This is a genomic window from Mycobacterium saskatchewanense (assembly GCF_010729105.1).
Lineage (GTDB): Bacteria > Actinomycetota > Actinomycetes > Mycobacteriales > Mycobacteriaceae > Mycobacterium > Mycobacterium saskatchewanense.
This window is the reverse complement of record NZ_AP022573.1, coordinates 4,076,387-4,094,086: the sequence shown is the minus strand read 5'-3', so window position 1 is coordinate 4,094,086 and position 17,700 is coordinate 4,076,387. Positions and strand designations below refer to the sequence as shown.

The 17,700-nt window shown below is 68.5% G+C and carries 21 protein-coding genes and 2 pseudogenes; 13 read left to right on the top strand and 10 right to left on the bottom strand.

The window, feature by feature from the left end; all coding sequences use genetic code 11:
- Positions 1–234 precede the first annotated feature (234 nt).
- Positions 235–489 carry a type B 50S ribosomal protein L31 gene (locus G6N56_RS19255; RefSeq protein ID WP_085254631.1) on the bottom strand — a complete coding sequence of 85 codons (255 nt, stop codon included), beginning with the start codon at positions 487–489 and terminating at the stop codon, positions 235–237.
- Positions 489–1,688, bottom strand: a complete 1,200-nt coding sequence (gene mrf, locus G6N56_RS19250; RefSeq protein ID WP_085254632.1) for a ribosome hibernation factor-recruiting GTPase MRF — start codon at positions 1,686–1,688, stop codon at positions 489–491. The genes G6N56_RS19255 and mrf overlap by 1 nt, the downstream gene beginning before the upstream one ends.
- 107 nt (positions 1,689–1,795) lie before the next feature.
- On the opposite strand from mrf, the gene rpmB reads away from it, so the two are divergent.
- From rpmB to G6N56_RS19225, 5 genes and pseudogenes are all read left to right on the top strand, one after another.
- On the top strand, positions 1,796–2,032 hold the full coding sequence (gene rpmB / locus G6N56_RS19245) for a 50S ribosomal protein L28 (RefSeq protein WP_085254633.1): 237 nt from the start codon (positions 1,796–1,798) through the stop codon (positions 2,030–2,032).
- Complete coding sequence (gene rpmG, locus G6N56_RS19240) at positions 2,032–2,196, top strand: 50S ribosomal protein L33 (protein ID WP_085254634.1); 165 nt, start codon at positions 2,032–2,034, stop codon at positions 2,194–2,196. Before rpmB ends, rpmG begins: the two co-directional genes overlap by 1 nt.
- A 2-nt stretch (positions 2,197–2,198) precedes the next feature.
- A complete protein-coding gene (rpsN, locus tag G6N56_RS19235; protein ID WP_085254635.1) occupies positions 2,199–2,504 on the top strand; it encodes a 30S ribosomal protein S14 in 306 nt (101 codons plus the stop codon).
- 12 nt (positions 2,505–2,516) lie between these two features.
- Positions 2,517–2,761 (top strand): annotated as a pseudogene (rpsR, locus tag G6N56_RS19230) (30S ribosomal protein S18); the annotation flags it as partial.
- A 40-nt stretch (positions 2,762–2,801) separates the two neighbouring features.
- Positions 2,802–3,191, top strand: a complete 390-nt coding sequence (locus G6N56_RS19225) for a hypothetical protein (RefSeq protein WP_085254637.1) — start codon at positions 2,802–2,804, stop codon at positions 3,189–3,191.
- Positions 3,192–3,199: 8 nt separating this feature from the next.
- Here G6N56_RS19225 and G6N56_RS19220 read toward each other — a convergent pair whose 3' ends face one another.
- The 3 genes from G6N56_RS19220 to G6N56_RS19210 all read right to left on the bottom strand — a co-directional run bounded on the left by G6N56_RS19220 (position 3,200) and on the right by G6N56_RS19210 (position 6,796).
- Positions 3,200–3,925 (bottom strand): TIGR03943 family putative permease subunit, encoded by a 726-nt coding sequence (locus G6N56_RS19220; protein WP_085254638.1) that lies wholly within the window; start codon positions 3,923–3,925, stop codon positions 3,200–3,202.
- Positions 3,925–4,908, bottom strand: a complete 984-nt coding sequence (locus G6N56_RS19215; RefSeq protein ID WP_085254639.1) for a permease — start codon at positions 4,906–4,908, stop codon at positions 3,925–3,927. Before G6N56_RS19215 ends, G6N56_RS19220 begins: the two co-directional genes overlap by 1 nt.
- A gap of 133 nt (positions 4,909–5,041) precedes the next feature.
- A complete protein-coding gene (locus G6N56_RS19210) occupies positions 5,042–6,796 on the bottom strand; it encodes a PPE family protein (RefSeq protein WP_085254640.1) in 1,755 nt (584 codons plus the stop codon).
- 113 nt (positions 6,797–6,909) lie between these two features.
- Here G6N56_RS19210 and cmtR point away from each other — a divergent pair, with 113 nt between their 5' ends.
- Both cmtR and G6N56_RS19200 read left to right on the top strand, forming a co-directional pair.
- Positions 6,910–7,221: a Cd(II)/Pb(II)-sensing metalloregulatory transcriptional regulator CmtR gene (gene cmtR, locus G6N56_RS19205; protein ID WP_085254641.1), complete on the top strand. Its 312-nt coding sequence runs from the start codon at positions 6,910–6,912 to the stop codon at positions 7,219–7,221.
- Between the two features lie 88 nt (positions 7,222–7,309).
- Entirely contained in the window at positions 7,310–7,867 is a 558-nt protein-coding gene (locus G6N56_RS19200) for a cation efflux transmembrane domain-containing protein (RefSeq protein WP_232069362.1), read from the top strand.
- 9 nt (positions 7,868–7,876) lie between these two features.
- Here the strand turns inward: G6N56_RS19200 and G6N56_RS19195 are convergent, their stop codons facing one another.
- Positions 7,877–8,782 carry an oxygenase MpaB family protein gene (locus G6N56_RS19195; RefSeq protein WP_408632632.1) on the bottom strand — a complete coding sequence of 302 codons (906 nt, stop codon included), beginning with the start codon at positions 8,780–8,782 and terminating at the stop codon, positions 7,877–7,879.
- 77 nt (positions 8,783–8,859) lie between these two features.
- On the opposite strand from G6N56_RS19195, the gene G6N56_RS19190 reads away from it, so the two are divergent.
- Positions 8,860–9,561: a TetR/AcrR family transcriptional regulator gene (locus G6N56_RS19190; RefSeq protein WP_085254644.1), complete on the top strand. Its 702-nt coding sequence runs from the start codon at positions 8,860–8,862 to the stop codon at positions 9,559–9,561.
- On the opposite strand, the gene G6N56_RS19185 is transcribed toward G6N56_RS19190, so the two are convergent.
- Genes G6N56_RS19185 through G6N56_RS19175 form a run of 3 tightly spaced genes read right to left on the bottom strand, consistent with a single transcriptional unit; the run spans position 9,497 to position 11,207 of the window.
- Positions 9,497–10,042, bottom strand: coding sequence for a hypothetical protein (locus tag G6N56_RS19185; protein WP_085254683.1), 546 nt, complete (start codon positions 10,040–10,042; stop codon positions 9,497–9,499). The two genes, G6N56_RS19190 and G6N56_RS19185, sit on opposite strands and share 65 nt — an antisense overlap.
- Positions 10,043–10,077: 35 nt before the next feature.
- A complete protein-coding gene (locus tag G6N56_RS19180) occupies positions 10,078–10,626 on the bottom strand; it encodes a hypothetical protein (RefSeq protein WP_085254645.1) in 549 nt (182 codons plus the stop codon).
- Positions 10,623–11,207 carry a VOC family protein gene (locus tag G6N56_RS19175; protein WP_085254646.1) on the bottom strand — a complete coding sequence of 195 codons (585 nt, stop codon included), beginning with the start codon at positions 11,205–11,207 and terminating at the stop codon, positions 10,623–10,625. Before G6N56_RS19175 ends, G6N56_RS19180 begins: the two co-directional genes overlap by 4 nt.
- A gap of 92 nt (positions 11,208–11,299) precedes the next feature.
- Between G6N56_RS19175 and G6N56_RS19170 the strand changes: the two are divergent.
- The 4 genes and pseudogenes from G6N56_RS19170 (at position 11,300) to G6N56_RS19155 (ending at position 16,416) form a co-directional block, all read left to right on the top strand.
- Positions 11,300–11,900 (top strand): annotated as a pseudogene (locus G6N56_RS19170) (TetR/AcrR family transcriptional regulator).
- Positions 11,901–11,935: 35 nt separating this feature from the next.
- A complete protein-coding gene (locus G6N56_RS19165) occupies positions 11,936–13,069 on the top strand; it encodes an alpha/beta hydrolase (protein ID WP_085254647.1) in 1,134 nt (377 codons plus the stop codon).
- A 102-nt stretch (positions 13,070–13,171) separates the two neighbouring features.
- Positions 13,172–14,155 carry a 2-hydroxyacid dehydrogenase gene (locus G6N56_RS19160; RefSeq protein WP_085254648.1) on the top strand — a complete coding sequence of 328 codons (984 nt, stop codon included), beginning with the start codon at positions 13,172–13,174 and terminating at the stop codon, positions 14,153–14,155.
- Between the two features lie 50 nt (positions 14,156–14,205).
- A complete protein-coding gene (locus G6N56_RS19155) occupies positions 14,206–16,416 on the top strand; it encodes an acyl-CoA dehydrogenase family protein (RefSeq protein WP_085254649.1) in 2,211 nt (736 codons plus the stop codon).
- A 74-nt stretch (positions 16,417–16,490) separates the two neighbouring features.
- Here G6N56_RS19155 and G6N56_RS28570 read toward each other — a convergent pair whose 3' ends face one another.
- The gene (locus G6N56_RS28570; protein ID WP_180150365.1) at positions 16,491–16,832 is read right to left on the bottom strand and encodes a hypothetical protein; all 342 of its coding nucleotides are present in this window, start codon (positions 16,830–16,832) and stop codon (positions 16,491–16,493) included.
- Positions 16,833–17,332: 500 nt separating this feature from the next.
- On the opposite strand from G6N56_RS28570, the gene G6N56_RS19145 reads away from it, so the two are divergent.
- Positions 17,333–17,695 (top strand): ATPase, encoded by a 363-nt coding sequence (locus G6N56_RS19145; protein ID WP_085254685.1) that lies wholly within the window; start codon positions 17,333–17,335, stop codon positions 17,693–17,695.
- Positions 17,696–17,700 lie beyond the last annotated feature (5 nt).

Sequence of the window (17,700 nt, the reverse complement as noted above, 5' to 3'; positions counted from 1 at the left end):
ACATTGCCGCTGCGAAAGATGATCATCAGTGACCTTCAGGGCCCGCCCCGAGATCACCGCTGTGGGTCGGGCCAGCGGGATCGGCGGCGGAGGGGCGTCGCGCTTCTCGGGCGGTCACCGGCGACGTCACCGCCACCCCGGCCGGGGCGACCGCCCCATGGGAGGGCGTATGCGAACAGGACCGCTCCGTGGCGAGTAGCCGCCAACTCGCTTTTCCGAGCCCCGCCCGGTCTGTCAGCGACCGCCGTAGCGGCGGCGGAACTTCTCCACCTGGCCCGCGCTGTCGACGATCCGGCGGCTACCGGTCCAGAAGGGGTGTGAATCCGACGTGACTTCGACGACGACGAGGGGGTAGGTGCGCACTCCGGCCGCCGTCTCCCAGTCGATGGTGCGCGAGCTGGTGAGGGTGGAACGGGTCAGGAACGTCGCTCCGGTCGTGGCGTCCTGGAAGACGATCGGGTGGTAGTCGGGGTGGATGCCGGGCTTCATCAGCGATCTCCTTCGGGTCTGTGGTTAGCAGGGGCGGCATTTTCCTGGGCAGGCTGCGCCGGCTCGGCACGGGGGTCGTCGTGCCAGTCGCCGAATGGATCGTCGTAGGGAGTCCGGGCCGGGCCGTCCAACTCGTCGTCGGTGAGAAGTGCGCCGCGCAGGGCGTCGACGATCTCGGTAACGTCGGCGCCGCACACCAGGATGGTCATCGACGTGTGCCGGTCGCCGTGGATGGCGTCCCATTCCAGCTCGGCAAACGCGCGTCGCTCCGGGTCGACGCCGGCCAGCTCGGGCGGCGAGAGGGCGGCGAGCCACCTGCCGGCCGAACTGACCCGCAGGCCAGCACCGGCCGACTCCAGCCACATCGCGTGGTCGGGCCGGCCGGCCAGCCATAGCCGGCCACGGGTACGCAGTACGCCGTCGAGCAGCACATCGAGGCACTCGTGCAGACGCTGCGGATGAAAGGGGCGCCGGGCGTTGAATTCGACCAGCTTGATCGCTCCGCGGGCGTTGAGCGGTGGCTGCCCGGCCAGCAGCGGACCGAACGGATCGTCGCTACGGCCTCGCCGCGCGTCGCGGTACAGATTGTTCACCGCAGCCCCGATGCCGTTGGCGCCCACCTGAATCCGCGCGCGCGGCGAGAGGCGGCGCAATGCGGCGGCCGTGACGGGCTCGGCCTGGTTGAGCACGATCACGTCGGCGAATTCGGCTTGTCCGACCACCACCTGCGCCACGGTGCGCCCGTCGTCGAGCTCGGCGTCTCCGAGCGCCTGGGTCAACCACACCGACGAATCGACACAGGTGACCACCGCGGCGACCGCGACGTCCAGGGCCGCCGGCCCGTCGACGTACTCCGGCGCCACGCGCAACCGGACGTGGTCGATTGCCACGCAGAGCGGTTCGGGTTCGAGCCACGGCGCCAGGTGCACCACGATCCGGTCGACATCGGGCCGGCGATGAAGTTGGCGCAACAGCAGGAGCAGGTCGTTGCGGATGGTGCAGGACACGCAGCCGTGTGCCAGTTCGAGCCCGGCCTCGGCGGTGGTCAAGACGCCGTGTTGCAGCATCGCCGTGGTGCGGCGCACCACGTGACCGTCGAAACGATGCTCGACGACCAAGGTTCCCGGTGCGCCCAGCAGCGCGCCCACGACGGCATCCGTGTCGTGTTGGCCGGCGACCAGGATCACAGGCGTCCGCATCAGCGCTCCTTACTGAAAATCATTTTCATCTCGACCCTTGTACGGTACCGTCTTCCTCAGGCCTTGTCGAAAATGATTTTCAATAAGCTTTGTCATGGAGGTGCGTAATGTCCGCCCACTGCCAGGTGACCGGCCGGACTCCGGGATTCGGTCACACCGTGTCGCATTCCCATCGCCGCTCCCGGCGGCGCTGGTCACCCAACATTCAGCTGAAGACCTATTACCTGCCATCGGAAGACCGACGCATCCGGCTGCGGGTCAGCACCAAAGGGATCAAGGTCATCGATCGCGACGGCATCGAGGCCGTCGTGGCCCGGTTGCGCCAGCAAGGACAGCGAATCTGATGGCGCGCAACGACATCCGCCCGTTGGTGAAACTGCGCTCCACGGCGGGCACCGGCTACACCTACGTGACCCGAAAGAACCGGCGAAATGACCCCGACCGGCTGGTGCTGCGCAAATACGACCCGGTGATCCGCGGGCACGTCGACTTCCGAGAGGAGCGCTGAACGTGGCCAAGAAATCCAAGATCGTCAAGAACGACCGGCGTCGCGCGGTCGTGGCGCGCTACGCCACCCGCCGCGCCGAACTCAAAGAGATCATCCGCTCGCCGTCCAGCACTGCCGGGCAACGGGAGGCGGCGCAACGCGAGTTGTCGCGCCAACCCCGCGACGCCAGCGCGGTCCGGCTGCGCAACCGCGATGCCGTCGACGGACGTCCGCGCGGGCACCTACGCAAGTTCGGCTTGTCGAGGGTCCGCGTGCGCGAAATGGCCCATGCCGGCCAGCTCCCCGGTGTCCGGAAGGCCAGCTGGTGATGGCGAAGAAGCCTCCGCGCCCGCGACGCACGCCGAACACCAAGTCCCCCAAGAAGAACCTGCTCGCCGGCCTCGGGCTCAGCGCGGTCGACTACAAGGACACCGCCACGCTGCGCGTGTTCCTCTCCGACCGCGGCAAGATCCGCTCCCGCCACGTCACCGGTCTGAGTGTCCAGCAGCAACGACAGGTGGCAATGGCCATCAAGAATGCCCGCGAGATGGCACTTCTGCCGTATCCGGGACGAGCCACCGGTTAATGAAAAAATCCGTGTCGCATACTGATACGAGGAAACGGAGATGACCGACCGACACCGAGGCACCGACCGGCCGTTCACCGTCATCGTGTGTACCGCGTGCAGTGCGGAAGGCGATCTCTCGATCATCGACGAACTGCGCCCAACCATCCGGCGTTGCCCGCACGGCATGCTCGTGGCGGCCGCATGCCTTCTGGGACCACTCACCTGTGCGTCTCGCCCCACTGGGCGCGGCGTGATGGCCCTGGTTCAGCCCTGCACGGGCGACCGAGCCGCCCGCGGGCAACCGCACTGGATCGGTCCCATCGCCGACTACGGCCAGGCAGCGGCCCTTCGCGATTGGCTGGAGCTCGGGCAATGGGAAAACTCCCCCATCCCAACGCGTCTCACCAGGCATCGGATTTGGACTGACGAGAACCGTCAAAGCAACTGACAGGCCCTCTAATGTGGGTAGGCGTAGGGATTGGCGGGGGTGTCGATGCGGGTGACCGCGGTCGCCTGCAGCGTCGGCGTTCGGGCGGAATTCGGTTGGCGCGGTGGGACTCTGCCTTCCACGCGCAACCAGGTGTCGTCCGGGAGTCCGGCCGCCTCGCCGGCGGCAGGCCCACCCAGATGGATGCGCGCCAACTGCGCGTCCGCCGAGCAACAAATGATGACGATGCGGCCAAGGTCTACCCCTCGCGCCTCGTTGAGGACAAACCCGGTCACGGTGATCGGCCGATTCGTGAGCGAACCTGTGGTGTCCTGCGCTTCGCGCATGAGCACCTCCGGCAGAGATACATCGGGGGCCCTTCCGGAGGGCAGCGGCGGGAATGCATGCCCCCTAGCCGGTATTGATGTCACGACCGGGGCGGCGGCGGAGGGCCGCAGCACCGGAGGGGGCACGAAACACAGGAGCACGATCGGCACGACAAGCAGCCACACGATGCCGGCCGTGTGTGAATGCGCTTGCCCGTGCTGGTCGGCCGCAGCACTGGCCCTCGGCCCACCTCTGCGGATGTCGTCGACGACCACGCATAGCGCCAGGGCGATGAGCAGCACCGCGGACGCGATCAACCACGGCAGCAATCCGGGATTGACGTACCGGGTGAACTCGCCCGACCACCCGATCATCACGAGGCCGACGCCGACCAACAGCAGGACGGTGTTCTCGGTTTCGCGGCTCATCACGCACCGCCGAGAACGAGAAATCCGACCGCGCACGCACACGCGACCGCAACGACGAAGGTGCAGGGGGCGAACCGGGTTGCGAAGGCGCGCCCGAACATCCCCGCTTGCATGGCGAACAGTTTCACGTCGACCGCCGGACCGACGACGAGAAACACGAGCCGCGGTAGGAGCGGCACCATCGTCATGCTCGCCGCCACGAAGGCATCGGCCTCCGAACACAACGCCAGTACCACCGCCAACGCGGCCATTGTCAGCACACCGAGGGCGACGTCCCCCGCCAGATACGCGAACACCCGCTGCGGCACCAGGACATGCAGCGCTGCGGCCGCGGCGGCACCCACCACCAAATACGGAGCTGCCTGCAGAAAGTCGTGCCGCGCCGCCTCGGCGAACAACACCCAGCGCGATTCGGGCCGATGCGCGGATGCGGGCAACCGCCGGGTGATCCACTCCGGACGGCCCCACCGTGACCACGCCCAGCCGATGATCGACGCGGTCAGCAACGAGGCACCCATTCGCGCAAGAACCATCGCGGGTGCGTCCGGGAACGCGACGGCGGTGGCCACCATAACCACCGGGTTGATCGCCGGGGCGGCCAGCATAAACGTCAACGCGGCCGCGCCCGTGGCCCCGCCCTCGCCGAACAACCGCCGGGCCACCGGGACGGAACCGCATTCACAGCCGGGCAATGCCGCCCCGGCCACACCGGCGACCATCACCGCCAGCGTCTGACGACGGGGCAGTAGGCACGCCAACCGCACCGGTGACACGAACACCGCGATCAAGCCGCTGACCAGGACACCGAGCACCAGGAACGGAACCGCCTGGACGAACACGCCACAGAACACCGTTCCCGCCGTGGACAACGCCGCACTGCCGAAGACCGCGTCGCGCAGCATCGGCGCCGCGAAAGCGCATGCAAGCAGCGCAGTTACCAGCAACCCCATCGACCCGACGCGCAGTCGGGGCAGGGACCTCATGGGCGCGGCCGTTGCCGAACGTCGTCGCCTGGACGCTCCGCCGGCGGCGCGAGGTGTGCCCGTCGGTGTCCGGCTTCCGGCGGCCTGGCCAACCGCACCGGCCGGGGCGCTGCCGACCTGACTTCTGCGGCCGTCACGCTTCGTTGTCGGGTTTGGCCGCGTGTGGATCCCAGGTGCCCGGCACCATCGGCATCCGCGGTCCGTCGCCGAGATCGTCGGCGGCCAGTGTGGTCAATCCGGCCGCTTCGGCCGCGCCGTGCTCGCGCGCAGTACCGGCGAAGCCCAGGTTCCCCGCACCACTATCCGACGCCCGGGTCCCAGCGTCCGGCGCCGCCCAGTCCGGATCGACCTCGACGTTCATATCCGCGAATTCATTGCCATAGTCGCGTTGCCGCTGCCGCTGGCGCCGCCGCGCTCGCGCCGCCTCCCGCGCGCTCGCCGCGGCCGCCACCGCGGCGATGTCCGGTTCGGGCGCTTTCTTTTTCGCGCTGGCGCTGGCACCCGTGCTCATGCCCGAACCGAACCCGATACTCGGAGGCCCCACCGCATAGGGCGGGAAAAAGGCCGCCGGCCCGGCGCCCGCGGGCGGCGGTGTCGGCGCGGGGCCCGCCGGGGCGGGCGGCCCCGAAGGCGTGGGCGCGGGCGGCGGCGCCGACGGGGCAACCCCGGCCACGCTCGTGAGCGTCGGGGCTAACGCGACGGCGGGCAACACGGGGGGCACGGTGAGCGGAACCGCCGACGCCACAACCGGTTGCGGTATGGCGGCCAGCCCGGCCAGGCCCGCCAGGCCGCCGACCGACGCAAGCGGCGCGGCGGCCACGGGGAGCGCCGCCGCCAGTGCCGCCGGCTGACTGGTCAGGGTGAAGATCTCCGCGAGGTGGGTCGGCCAGTCGAACAGCTCGAGGCTGACCAGGTATTGGATCGCGGCCACCGGGTTCGTCTGCAGTAACACGAAGAACTGCTGGAAGTCCTCGCTGAGTTCGAGGGATCGCGCGACCCAGAAGGCCGCCATGGTCGGATCGGTGTAGTCGTCGTAGTCGAGCCCGTTGAGGGTGCCCTCGGCGGGGTTCCAGTTGTAGCCGAAGTTGCGCAGGATGTTCGCGATGAAGTCGTCGAGGGCGTTGTCGACCACCGGGTCGTGGGCAACCGCGTCGTTTCCGATCCCGAATTGCTGGAGGAACGCGTCGAGCTGCGGGTTGTTCACCGCATTCTCGAACTCCGTGAACGGGTTGAAGTTCTGGATCTGCTGGCCCAGGTTTTGGATCTGCTGCACGAAGTTTTGCAGGAACTGCTCGACCGCCTGCAGCGGGTTGCCCGCCGCCGACGGCTGAGCTGGGGTCTGAGCGCCGGACTTCACGATCTGCGGCGCGGGAGCGGCCTGCGGCGCCGACGCCGCCGTCGCGCTGGAAGCCGCTTGGTAGGCCGCCATTGTCGTGGCGGCCTGAACCCACATCCGCACGTAGTCGGCCTCGTTGACCGCGATCGGAACGGTATTGATCCCAAAGAAGTTGGTGGCGAGCAACACTGAATGGACGACGTGATTGGTTGCCAGTTCGGGCAACGTCGGCATGGCCGCCAGCGCCGTCGTATAAGCCACGGCCATGGTCTGGTGACCTGCCGCCATTTCCGCGCTGGCCGCGCCGGCCTGCGTCAGCCACGCCAGGAACGGGCCGTGCGCGGCCACGTACGACTCCGCGCTCGGCCCCTCCCATGCGCCGGCCTGTGCGGCCGCCAGGGTGGAGCTGAGTTCCGCTGCGACTGAGTCGTATTCGGCGCTCAACGCATCCCACGCCCCCGCGGCGGCGAGTAGGGGGCCGGGCCCGGGACCGCTGCTGAGCAGCGCTGAGTGCACCTCGGGCGGCGAGGCCATCCAGATCGGTGACGTCATCGACAAACACTCCTCGACGGGCTGGGCGTGTTGTCGATCAGCTTACTGAAAATGATTATCGTTAACAACTCCCCCGCTGTCCAAAGGTCATCCGTAGCTGTATTGTTCATTGGATGCTGACGTGTGAGGATCACGAAGTGGCGCTGGCCCGGGTAGGGCGGGCGCTGGCCGATCCGACGCGATGCCGAATCCTGGTGGCGCTGCTCGGCGGCGCGGGCTATCCAGGCCAACTCGCGTCCCGGCTGGGGCTGACCAGGTCCAACGTGTCCAACCACCTGTCGTGCCTGCGCGGCTGCGGACTGGTGGCGGCCCGCTATGAAGGACGGCAGGTGCGCTACGAGTTGGCCGACCCGCACCTGGCCCGCGCGCTCGGCGAGTTGGTTCAGGTCGTGCTCGCCGTCGACTGCGAGGCCCCGAATGTCTGAGGGGGAATGCAAGGACGAGTGCTGCGGGGATTTCGCCCCGAAAGCCGTTGCAACGCAGCGTCGGATAGCGTTGTCGCGGCGCGTGCGCATGCTTGTCGCGGCGACGATCTCCTACAACGTGGTAGAGGCGGCGGTGGCGATCGGAGCCGGGTCGGCGGCGTCGTCGACCGCGCTGATCGGCTTCGGCCTCGACTCGGTGATCGAGGTGTCGTCGGCCACCGCTGTGGCGTGGCAATTCTCCGGCGCCGACCCCGAGGCGCGCGAACGCACCGCCCTCAAGCTGATCGCGGTGTCGTTCTTCGCGCTCGCCGGCTACGTGACGGTGGAATCAGTCCGATCGCTCTGGGGCGCTGAGGCGGCCGCACACTCGGTGGTCGGGATCTGGCTGGCCGCGCTGTCGTTGGTGGTCATGCCGGTGCTGTCGCGCGCACAGCGGCGCGCCGGTCGGGAACTCGGCTCGGCGAGCGCGGTCGCCGACTCGAAGCAAACCCTTTTGTGCACATACCTTTCCGGGGTGCTGCTGGTCGGGCTGCTGCTGAACTCGCTACTCGGCTGGTCGTGGGCCGATCCCGCGGTCGCCCTGATCATCGCCGCGGTGGCGTTGCGCGAAGGACGCGAGGCGTGGCGGGGCAGGCACTGCTGCTGACGATCCCGCTCAGACCAGCGGACGCCCGGTCCTGATCCGGCGGTCGACGTCGGCCAGCAGGACGTTGAACGGGAATTGCCGGACGGACCGTGGCATCATGCGGTTGCCTGCCCGCAACAGCGTGACCAGGCGGTCAAAGCGACGCTGCCTCGCGGCGTCCCACGGCAACCGCATCTCGTCGCGAAACCTCTGCGGCAGGAAACCTGTGGTGATCAGCAGCGGGAGGCTGTCGGCGGCGCGCTGCAGCCGGGGCGGCAGGGCGAGCCCGGGTATGCGGGACGCGGCGATGGGATAGAGGTAGTCGCGAACGGCGTCGTCGATGCGCACCTTGGCCAGCGACTCCTGCCAGTAGCGGTCGAAGGCGGCGCGGTCCGCCGGCCACCGCTCCGGGGGCACCTGCAGCGTGGTGGCCAGCGCCATGCCCTCCCGGTAATGGCGGTCGGCGTCCTCGTCGCTGAGTTCACCGAGAAACGTGCGGTAGATGTCGACGCCGCCCTTATACAGGCACGCCCCCACCCACAGCTGCAGGTCGACATCGAATGCGTGGTAGGGCACCGGGCTTTCGGGCAGCGAATACACCTGTGCGTGCGCCCGGTTCACGGCGCGCCGGAAGGCGGCCTTCTGCGAATCGCTGCCGCGCAGGGCCACCGCCAGATAAGTGAACGTGGTGCGCGCCCGCTTGACGGGATGCAGGTCCACCCGGCCGCTCTCGACCCGGCTCTCCATCACGCCGTATCCGACCCCGGGCCGCGCCAACTGCATGATCACGTTCGCCGGGCCGGCCAGCAGGCTGATGCCCATCAGGGCCTCGTCGATAGGCACCGCCCGCCGCCGCCGCCCCCGCCGCGGCGGGTCGGAGACGCCGCGCTCGACGTGCGGAATCGGTTCGCCGACCGTCTGATGCAGCACCGGCAATGACCTCCCCCGCGCATCCGGGAAATGTGGCAACGCTTGTTTCCAGATTCTGTCGGGGTTTGCCATAACGTGTCAAGATGGCTGGCATGAGCGCGACCTCGCGCGATCGGCCCTACCGCGGAATCGAGGCCGCGCAGCGGCTGGCCACCCGCCGCAATCGGTTGTTGGCCGCCGGCCTGGACCTGCTCGGCGCCGAGCGACAAGACTTCTCCGCGGTCACCGTGCGCAGCGTGTGCCGTCACGCTGGGCTGGCCGCGCGCTACTTCTACGAAAGCTTCCCCGACAAGGACGAATTCGTCGCCGCGGTCTTCGACTGGGTGATCGCCGACCTGGCCGCCACCACGCAGGCCGCCGTTGCCGCGGTCGGGCGGCACGAGCAGAACCGCGCGGGGATGGACAACATCGTCCGCACCATCGCCGGTGACGGCCGCGTCGGGCGCTTGCTGTTCAGCACGCAGCTGGCCGACCCGGTCGTCGTCCGAAAACGCGCGGAATCGAGCGCGCTATTCGCGATGCTGTCCGGCCGGCACGTCGGCGACGCGCTGCGGCTACCGGCCAACGACCGCATCAAGGCCGCGGCCCACTTCGTGGTCGGCGGGGTTGGCCAGACCATCAGCGCCTGGCTGGCCGGCGACGTTCGGCTGGAGCCGGAGCAGCTCGTCGACCAGCTGGCGGCCCTGCTCGACGAGCTCGCCGAGCCGCACCTGTACCGCCTTACGGAAACAGCGGAAAATGCCACAGCCGGAGCCCCGGATCGACCAACACGCGCGTCAGGCTGACCCGCAGGAGGCGCAGGGCGCCGCCGATCAGCAGGAATGCCATCGGGACCTCGACCAGCATGCCCGTGATCACCGACAGCCAGGCGTCCTCGGGCTTCGCGGTCATGAGGTCGAACCACACATCGCAGACCATCAGCACCCCGGTGGTGAACCCGGTGAGGAGCAGCAGGTAGCGGCGCAGATAACCGAAGATGGCGGTCGCCGCCATGAACGACACCAGCAGGATGTCGAAGCCGATCCACGTCACCGGCCAGTTGTGGGCGACGTACTTCTGGGGCAGCGACGTCGCCAGGTACCCGATCCACGGGATCATCACCACGCAACCGCCGGCGATGAGGCCCAGCCTGATCCGCCGCATCCGGACCAGGACCTCCGGGTCCTCCACCTCGCTCACGGGGAGCTCCAGGCGGATGATCAGGTCCCTTCGCTCCTCCGCAGTGAGGGCGGCGATCTGCAGGTCGGTCAGGATGCCTTGGGTCATGTATTCCAGTTTGCCCACCGGACGGATTTCTACGCTCACGGCAAGAGCGGCAGCTCCCACAGCCGCATTCCGGGATCCAACAGCCAGAACCGTTCCATGGTCAGTCGCATGAGCCGCAGCGCGCTGACGATCATGAACGCCGCCAGGGGCAGCTCAACCAGCAGAGCGGTGGCCACCGACAACCAGACATCCCTGGGGCCGGCTGTCATGAGGTCGAACCACGCGTCGCAGATCAGTAGGACCCCGGTGGTGAACGCGGCCGGAATCAATACCTGACGGCGCAGGTAGCCCAAAAGGGCCGTCGCCACCATGAAGACCACCAACAGCACGTCGTAACCCATCCAGGTCAGCGGCCAATTGTGCGCGACGTAATTCTCCGGCAGCGTCGTGGAGAGGTAGCCCAGCCAGGGGATCATCACGGCCGAGCCGCCGCCCATCAGCCCCAACCGGACGCGCCGGACCCGCGCCAGAAATACCGGGTCGACGACGTCGTGCACGGGCTGTTCCAGGCGCGCGATCAGATCGCGCCGCTCCCCGGGCGTCAGCGCCGCGATCTGGGCGTCGGAAAGAATGCCGTCGGTCATGGTCCGCTGACCGGCACGGCGGGCCGCCGGTCGGCCGCGGTCTTCGGCACCGTACCGGTGTCAGTCCTGTCGAATTCCTTTACCCAACAAGCGAATTCGAGGGTTACGCCGTCGGGGTCCTGGAAGTAGAACGAGCGCACGTAGACCCCGGGGTGCACCGTCGCCGACACCTGCATGGGGCTCTCGTCGTGGTTGAGGATCGGCCCCACCCGCACGCCCTTGTCCTTGAGTCGCTGCCGGTAGGCGTCGAATTTCTCCGCCGGCACGTGGAAGGCCAGGTGGTTCATGGTGCTCACCGCACTCGTGATATCCCCGATTCCGGGAATCGCGCCCGGCGACGAGACGCCCGGCACCCGGTCGGGGGCGCCGGCGAACCAGAAGAACGCGACGCAGTCGCCGTTGCCGGCGTCAAAGAAGAAGTGTTGCCCCCGACCGCCGGGCAGATCGAGAGATTTCACCAGCGGCATGCCGAGGACGTTCGTGTAGAAGTCCACCGTGCGGGCCATGTCCGAGCACACCAGCGCGACGTGATTGATCCCGCCGAGCTCGAATTCGGTGTTGGTGTTGTGCGGCTTGATCATTGCGCGGCTCTCCCGTGAGTGCAGGTCCTGGCCAAGATCTGAATCTGAATCTAACATCAGATTCAGTTTTGGCCCAGGGAGGTGCGCGCCAGGTGTCGACCCCCGAGTTGCCCACACATCGGGGTCGGAAGACCCGGGCGGCTATCGATGCGGCCGCGCGAACGGTCGTCGCACGCAAGGGAATACTGGCCACGACCATCGCCGACATCGCCGCGGAGGCTGGCCGCTCGGCGGCCTCCCTCTACAACTACTACGACCTACAACTACTACGACTCGAAGGAGGCGATGGTCCGCCAGTGGGCGGTCCGGTTTCGCGACGAGGCAGACGAGCGCGCGCAGTCGGTGACCGGACACGGCCTCTCCCACCGCGATCGGGCGCACCAGGCCGCAGCCGCGCACTGGCATGCGTACCGCAACCGGCTCGCCGAGGTGATCAGCGTCTCGCAGCTGGCGATGGTCAACGATGACTTCGCGCGGTATTGGGCCGAGATATGCGCCATCCCAACGTCATTCATCGCCGAGACGGTCAGGCGCGCGCAGGCGGAGGGTTACTGCCCGGGCGACGACCCCCGGCTGATCGCCGAGGCGATCGTGGCGATGTTCAACCAGTTCTGCTACCTGCAGCTGAGCGGGCCCCAAGACGCTGAGGCGCCCGATGACCGCGCGTGCATCCGGACGCTCGCCAACATCTAATATCGCGCCATCTACTGGCAGGAGGCACATTCACCGTGACACGGCATGCCGGTGCTACAGGGGTCGTCCGCGAGTTCGTCGGGCTCGAGTCACCCACAGCCGGGCGGGCCGGCGCGGGCGGGCACCCGTGCCAGGGGCTGTATCACCGCGGCATGGGGCGCAAGCCGAAGGTCGCGATGATCGCCGCGCATTACCAGATCGACTTCTCCGAGCATTACCTCGCCGACTACATGGCGACCCGCGGGATCGGCTTTTTGGGCTGGAACACCAGGTTCCGCGGCTTCGAGAGCAGCTTCCTACTCGACCACGCGCTCGTCGACATCGGGGTCGGCGTCCGCTGGCTTCGAGAGGTACAAGGAGTGGAAACCGTTGTTCTGCTTGGAAATTCGGGGGGAGGATCCCTGATGGCTGCCTACCAGTCCCAGGCGGTAGAGCCCAACGTCACGCCCTTGGAAGGCATGCGCCCCGCGGCCGGCGTGACCGAGCTTCCGCCCGCCGACGGCTACGTGGCCACCGCCGCCCATCCGGGGCGTCCCGAGGTCCTCACAGCCTGGATGGACGCCGCCGTCGTCGACGAGAACGACCCCGTGGCCACCGACCCCGCCCTGGATCTCTTCGACGAGCGCAATGGCCCGCCGTATTCAGCGGAGTTCGTCGCCCGCTACCGGCGCGCGCAGGTCGCGCGCAACGACGCCGTCACCGACTGGGCGGAAAATGAACTCAAACGCGTTCGCACGGCGGGCTTTTCCGATCGGCCGTTCACCGTGATGCGCACCTGGGCCGACCCCCGGATGGTCGATCCGGCGATCGAGCCGACCGGGCGACAGCCCAACATGTGTTACGCGGGCGTCCCGGTGAAGGCCAACCGGTCCGCGCGCGGCATCGCCGCCGCCTCGACGCTCCGCAACTGGCTGGGCATGTGGAGCCTGCGGGTGGCCCAAACCCGGGCCGAGCCGCACCTGGCCCGCATCACCTGCCCCGCGCTGGTGCTCAACGCCGAGGCCGACACCGGGGTCTTTCCGTCTGACGCCCAGCGCATCTTCGACGCGCTCGCCGCCACGGACAAGGCACAGGCTTCGATCGACTCCGACCACTACTTCACCACCCCCGGAGCCCGCGGCGAGCAGGCCGACCTCATCGCCAAGTGGATCGCCAAGCGGTGGCGCTGAGCGGTCGCCAGAGGCCACTCAGCAACCAGGTAGCGCGCGCTGAGCGGTCGCACGGACTGAAGCCGGCGGCGGGCACCGCGAGCAAGCCGATATCATCGCCAGGTGGTCGCGTTAAAAGTTCTGGCGCACTTCGTTCCCGGTGACAAAGTCCTCGACTTCGTTGCGCCCGAATCGGATTGGTTGGACATCCGATGGTGCGCGGAGGACGATTCCCCCGAGGCGCAGGCCGCGTTCTACCGCGAGCTGCCCGAAGCGGACGTGATATGGCACGTGCTGCGGCCGCTGTCGGGCGACGACTTGCGGCTCGGCAAGCGGCTGCGGCTCGTGCACAAGCTCGGGGCCGGGGTGAACACCATCGACGTCCAGACCGCGATCGAACGGGGCATCGCGGTCGCCAACATGCCCGGCGCCAACGCCCCGTCGGTCGCCGAGGGCACGGTGCTGCTGATGCTCGCCGCGATGCGCCGGCTGCCGGCGCAGGACCGCGCCATCCGGCAGGGGGCCGGCTGGCCGACGGACCCCGAACTGAGCGAGACGGTGCGCGACATCGGTTCCTGCACGGTCGGGCTCATCGGATACGGCAACATCGCCCAGCGGGTGGGCCGGATCGTCGCGGCGATGGGCGCCACCGTCCTGCACACCAGCACCCGCGACGACGGCCGGCCGGACTGGCGGTCACTGCCGGAGCTGCTCTCCGAGAGCGACATCGTGTCGCTGCACCTGCCGTTGACGGCGCAGACACACCACCTGCTCGGCCGCGAGGCGCTGGGCCGGATGAAACCGTCCGCCGTCCTGGTCAATACGTCACGAGGCGCGGTTGTCGACGAATCCGCGCTCGTCGACGCGTTGCGCGGTGGCCGGTTGGCCGCGGCGGGGCTCGACGTCTTCGACGCCGAGCCGGTCGCGGCCGACAACCCGCTGCTGGGGTTGGAGAACGTCGTGCTGACGCCGCACGTCACCTGGTGCACCGTCGACACCATGCGGCGCTACCTGACCGAGGCCGTCGCCAACTGCCGCCGGCTCCGGGACGGCGAGCCGCTGGCACACCTGGTGACCCCTGTGGTCAACCAACCGACCGGTTGTTAGTTTGGAGACGCCTGGCTGAGACCAAACCCGAAAGCATGGGAAGGCGACCAATGCCGATCGCTATCACTCCTGAGCATCAAGACCTGGCCGACTCGGTGCGGTCTTTCGTCGCGCGGGTGGCACCGTCCGAGGCGTTGCACGCGGCGATGGAAACCCCGATCGACAATCCCCCGCCGTACTGGCGCGCGGCCGCCGACCAGGGCCTGCAGGGCGTGCATCTGGCCGAGTCCGTGGGCGGACAAGGGTTCGGCATCCTCGAGCTGGCCATCGTGCTGGCCGAATTCGGTTACGGCGCGGTGCCCGGGCCCTTCGTGCCGTCGGCGATCGCCAGCGCGCTGATCGCGGCGCACGACCCCGAGTCGAAGGTGCTCTCGGAGTTGGCATCCGGCGCGGCCATCGCCGCATACGCGCTGGACTGTTGCGCGCTGACCGCCACCCGGCACGGCCCCGACGAGGGGACGCTGGTGATCCGCGGCGAAGTGCGGTCGGTTCCCGCCGCCGCGCAGGCGTCATTGCTGGTGCTGCCCGTCGCCATCGACAGCGGCGAGGAGTGGGTGGTGCTGCGCGCCGAGGAGCTCGAGATCGAGCCGGTGAAGAGCCTTGACCCGCTACGCCCCGTGGCGCACGTGCGCGCCAACGCCGTCGAGGTCGGCGACGACGCCGTGTTGAGCAACCTCAGCATGTCGACCGCGCACGCGCTGATGACGACGTTGCTCTCCGCCGAAGCCGTCGGCGTGGCGCGCTGGGCGACCGACACCGCGTCGCACTACGCCAAGATCCGCGAGCAATTCGGTCGGCCGATCGGCCAGTTCCAGGCGATCAAGCACAAGTGCGCCGAGATGATCGCCGACACCGAGCGGGCGACCGCGGCGGTGTGGGACGCCGCCCGCGCGATCGACGAGGCCAGCCGACACGACTGGGACACCGCCGCGGCCAAGGTCGAGTTCGCCGCGGCCGTCGCCGCCACGCTGGCCCCGGCAGCCGCGCAGCGGTGCACCCAGGACTGCATCCAGGTACACGGCGGAATCGGCTTCACCTGGGAGCACGACACCAACATTTACTACCGCCGCGCGCTGATGCTGGCAGCCAGCGTCGGACGCGGCTCCGAGTACCCGCAGAAGGTCGTGCACACCGCGACCACCACGGGCATGCGCCCGGTCGACATCGACCTCGACCCCGACACGGAGAAGCTGCGCGACGAGATCCGAAGCGAGGTCGCGGCGTTCAAGGCGATGGATCGCGAGGAACGCAAGGTGGCGCTCGCCGAGGGCGGTTGGGTGCTGCCGCATCTGCCGAAGCCGTGGGGCAGGGCGTCCAGCCCCGTCGAGCAGGTCATCATCGCCCAGGAGTTCACCGCCGGGCGGGTGAAGCGGCCCCAGATGGGCATCGCGACGTGGGTCGTCCCGTCGATCGTGGCGTTCGGCACCGAGGAGCAGAAGCAACGTTTCCTGCCGCCGACCCTCCGCGGGGACATGATCTGGTGCCAGCTGTTCTCCGAACCGGGCGCCGGGTCCGACCTGGCGGGGCTGAGCACCAAGGCGACGCGGACCGACGGCGGCTGGCGCATCACTGGCCAGAAGATCTGGACCACCGGGGCGCAGTTCTCGCAGTGGGGTGCGCTGCTGGCGAGGACCGACCCGTCGGCGCCAAAGCACAATGGCATCACGTACTTCCTGCTGGACATGAAAAGCGAAGGCGTGCAAGTCACTCCGCTGCGAGAGCTAACCGGCAACGCGATGTTCAACACCGTCTACATCGACGACGTCTTCGTGCCCGACGAGTGCGTGCTGGGCGAGGTCAACCGGGGCTGGGAGGTCAGCCGCAACACCCTGACCGCCGAGCGGGTGTCGATCGGCAGCAGCGAGGCGAACTTCCTTGCGACCCTGGCGCAGTTCGTCGATTTCGTCCGCGACGGCCAGCTCGACCAGGTCGCTCGGCACAGGGCCGGGCATTTGATCGCCGAAGGCCACGCCGCCAAGGTGCTGAATCTGCGCTCCACGCTGCTGACGCTGGCCGGCGGTGACGCCATGCCGTCGGCGGCGATCTCCAAGCTGCTGTCCATGCGCACCGGGCAGGGGTACGCCGAGTTCGCGGTGTCCTCCTTCGGCACCGACGCCGCGATCGGCGACAGCGATCAGCTATCGGGTAAGTGGGGCGAGTACCTGCTGGCCAGCCGCGCCACCACCATCTACGGCGGCACGTCCGAGGTGCAGCTCAACATCATCGCCGAGCGGCTGCTCGGCCTGCCGCGGGACCCGTAAAAAACCCGTGCCGGCCTGACCGGAATCAGGTCGGCACGGGCGCGTGGGCCGGCCAAGCTATGCGACCGGGCGGCTCACCACCACCAGTTCCACCAGTGCCCCGCCGGGCCCCAGATTCCGCGGTGCCCCCAGCCGGGACCACCCCAACCGTGGCCGATCCCGCGGCCCCAGCCGTGGCCACCACCCCAGCCGTGGCCACCACCCCAGCCGTGGCCGCCGCCCCAGCCGTGGCCGCCGGGGCGGTCAGGAATGATGCCGGGGCCACCGTGGGGCCCGGAGACCGCGAAGCTCGTACCCGGTCCGGGCGCGGGGGCCGCCTGTGCGACGGGGGCACCGCCGAACAGCAGGGCACCGGCCACCGCTCCGGCACCTACCGCGCCTGCCGTCGCGCCACGTAACGATCGCAGTGAAACCATCTTGGGCTCCTTCCCTACCTTTTACCGCTCACTTCAAAGTTTCTAAATACATTCCTAGCCTAACAATAGATTTGTCGGCAACATTTCTGTCGGGCGAGTCACATATTTTTCTCCGGCGCGCTCAGACCTAATCTGCACATTCTCCACATTGCGCATTGTATTTCTCAGCAGGTACTGATTCGCGCAGATATAGCCGCAGCTCAGATGCCATCTACTGAGATGCTGAGCGCTTCTCAGTAAGTCCGCAATTGCGCATTCCAGCATTCGAGTAATTCAGTCGAATTCAGCCGCGCGGCGCATTTCGGACCCCGCACGACGACAATCCAACACGGCCGACCGGAATTCGTCGACCCGCCCGGCCGAGCCGAACCGGTCCGTGCCCGCGACGGACGAACCGCGGGCCGGAGACGCGACTCGGGCCCGCATCGGTGAGAGAATCGGTGTCGACGCTGATAACGCTGATTCACTGGTTGGCCACGCAACGGAGGACGATCGCGGCGATGAACCTCAATCCCAGCCACATCGGGCCAAGCGCCGGAACGTTCCGCGCGCACCCGTCGGGTCCCGGTTCGTCCGCCGACGCCACGCCGACCGAACGCCTCACGGGCATCCAGCAACGCGCCCGCGGGCTGGTCGCCCCGCCCGCCGGCGACCAGCAATCACGGGGCCGGCGGACGCGCCGCACCGTCGACCTGCCGGCGGCCACGCACCGGGCTCTCGACATCTGGCAGCGCGAAGCGGCCGACCGCCTGGGAGTCGCGAGGGTGACCGGGCAGGAGGTCCTCTCCGCGCTGGTGGACCAGCTGTTGACCGACCCCAAGCTGGCGGCCCAGATCACCCGGGCCATCCAGGAACGCCGGTGATCCGG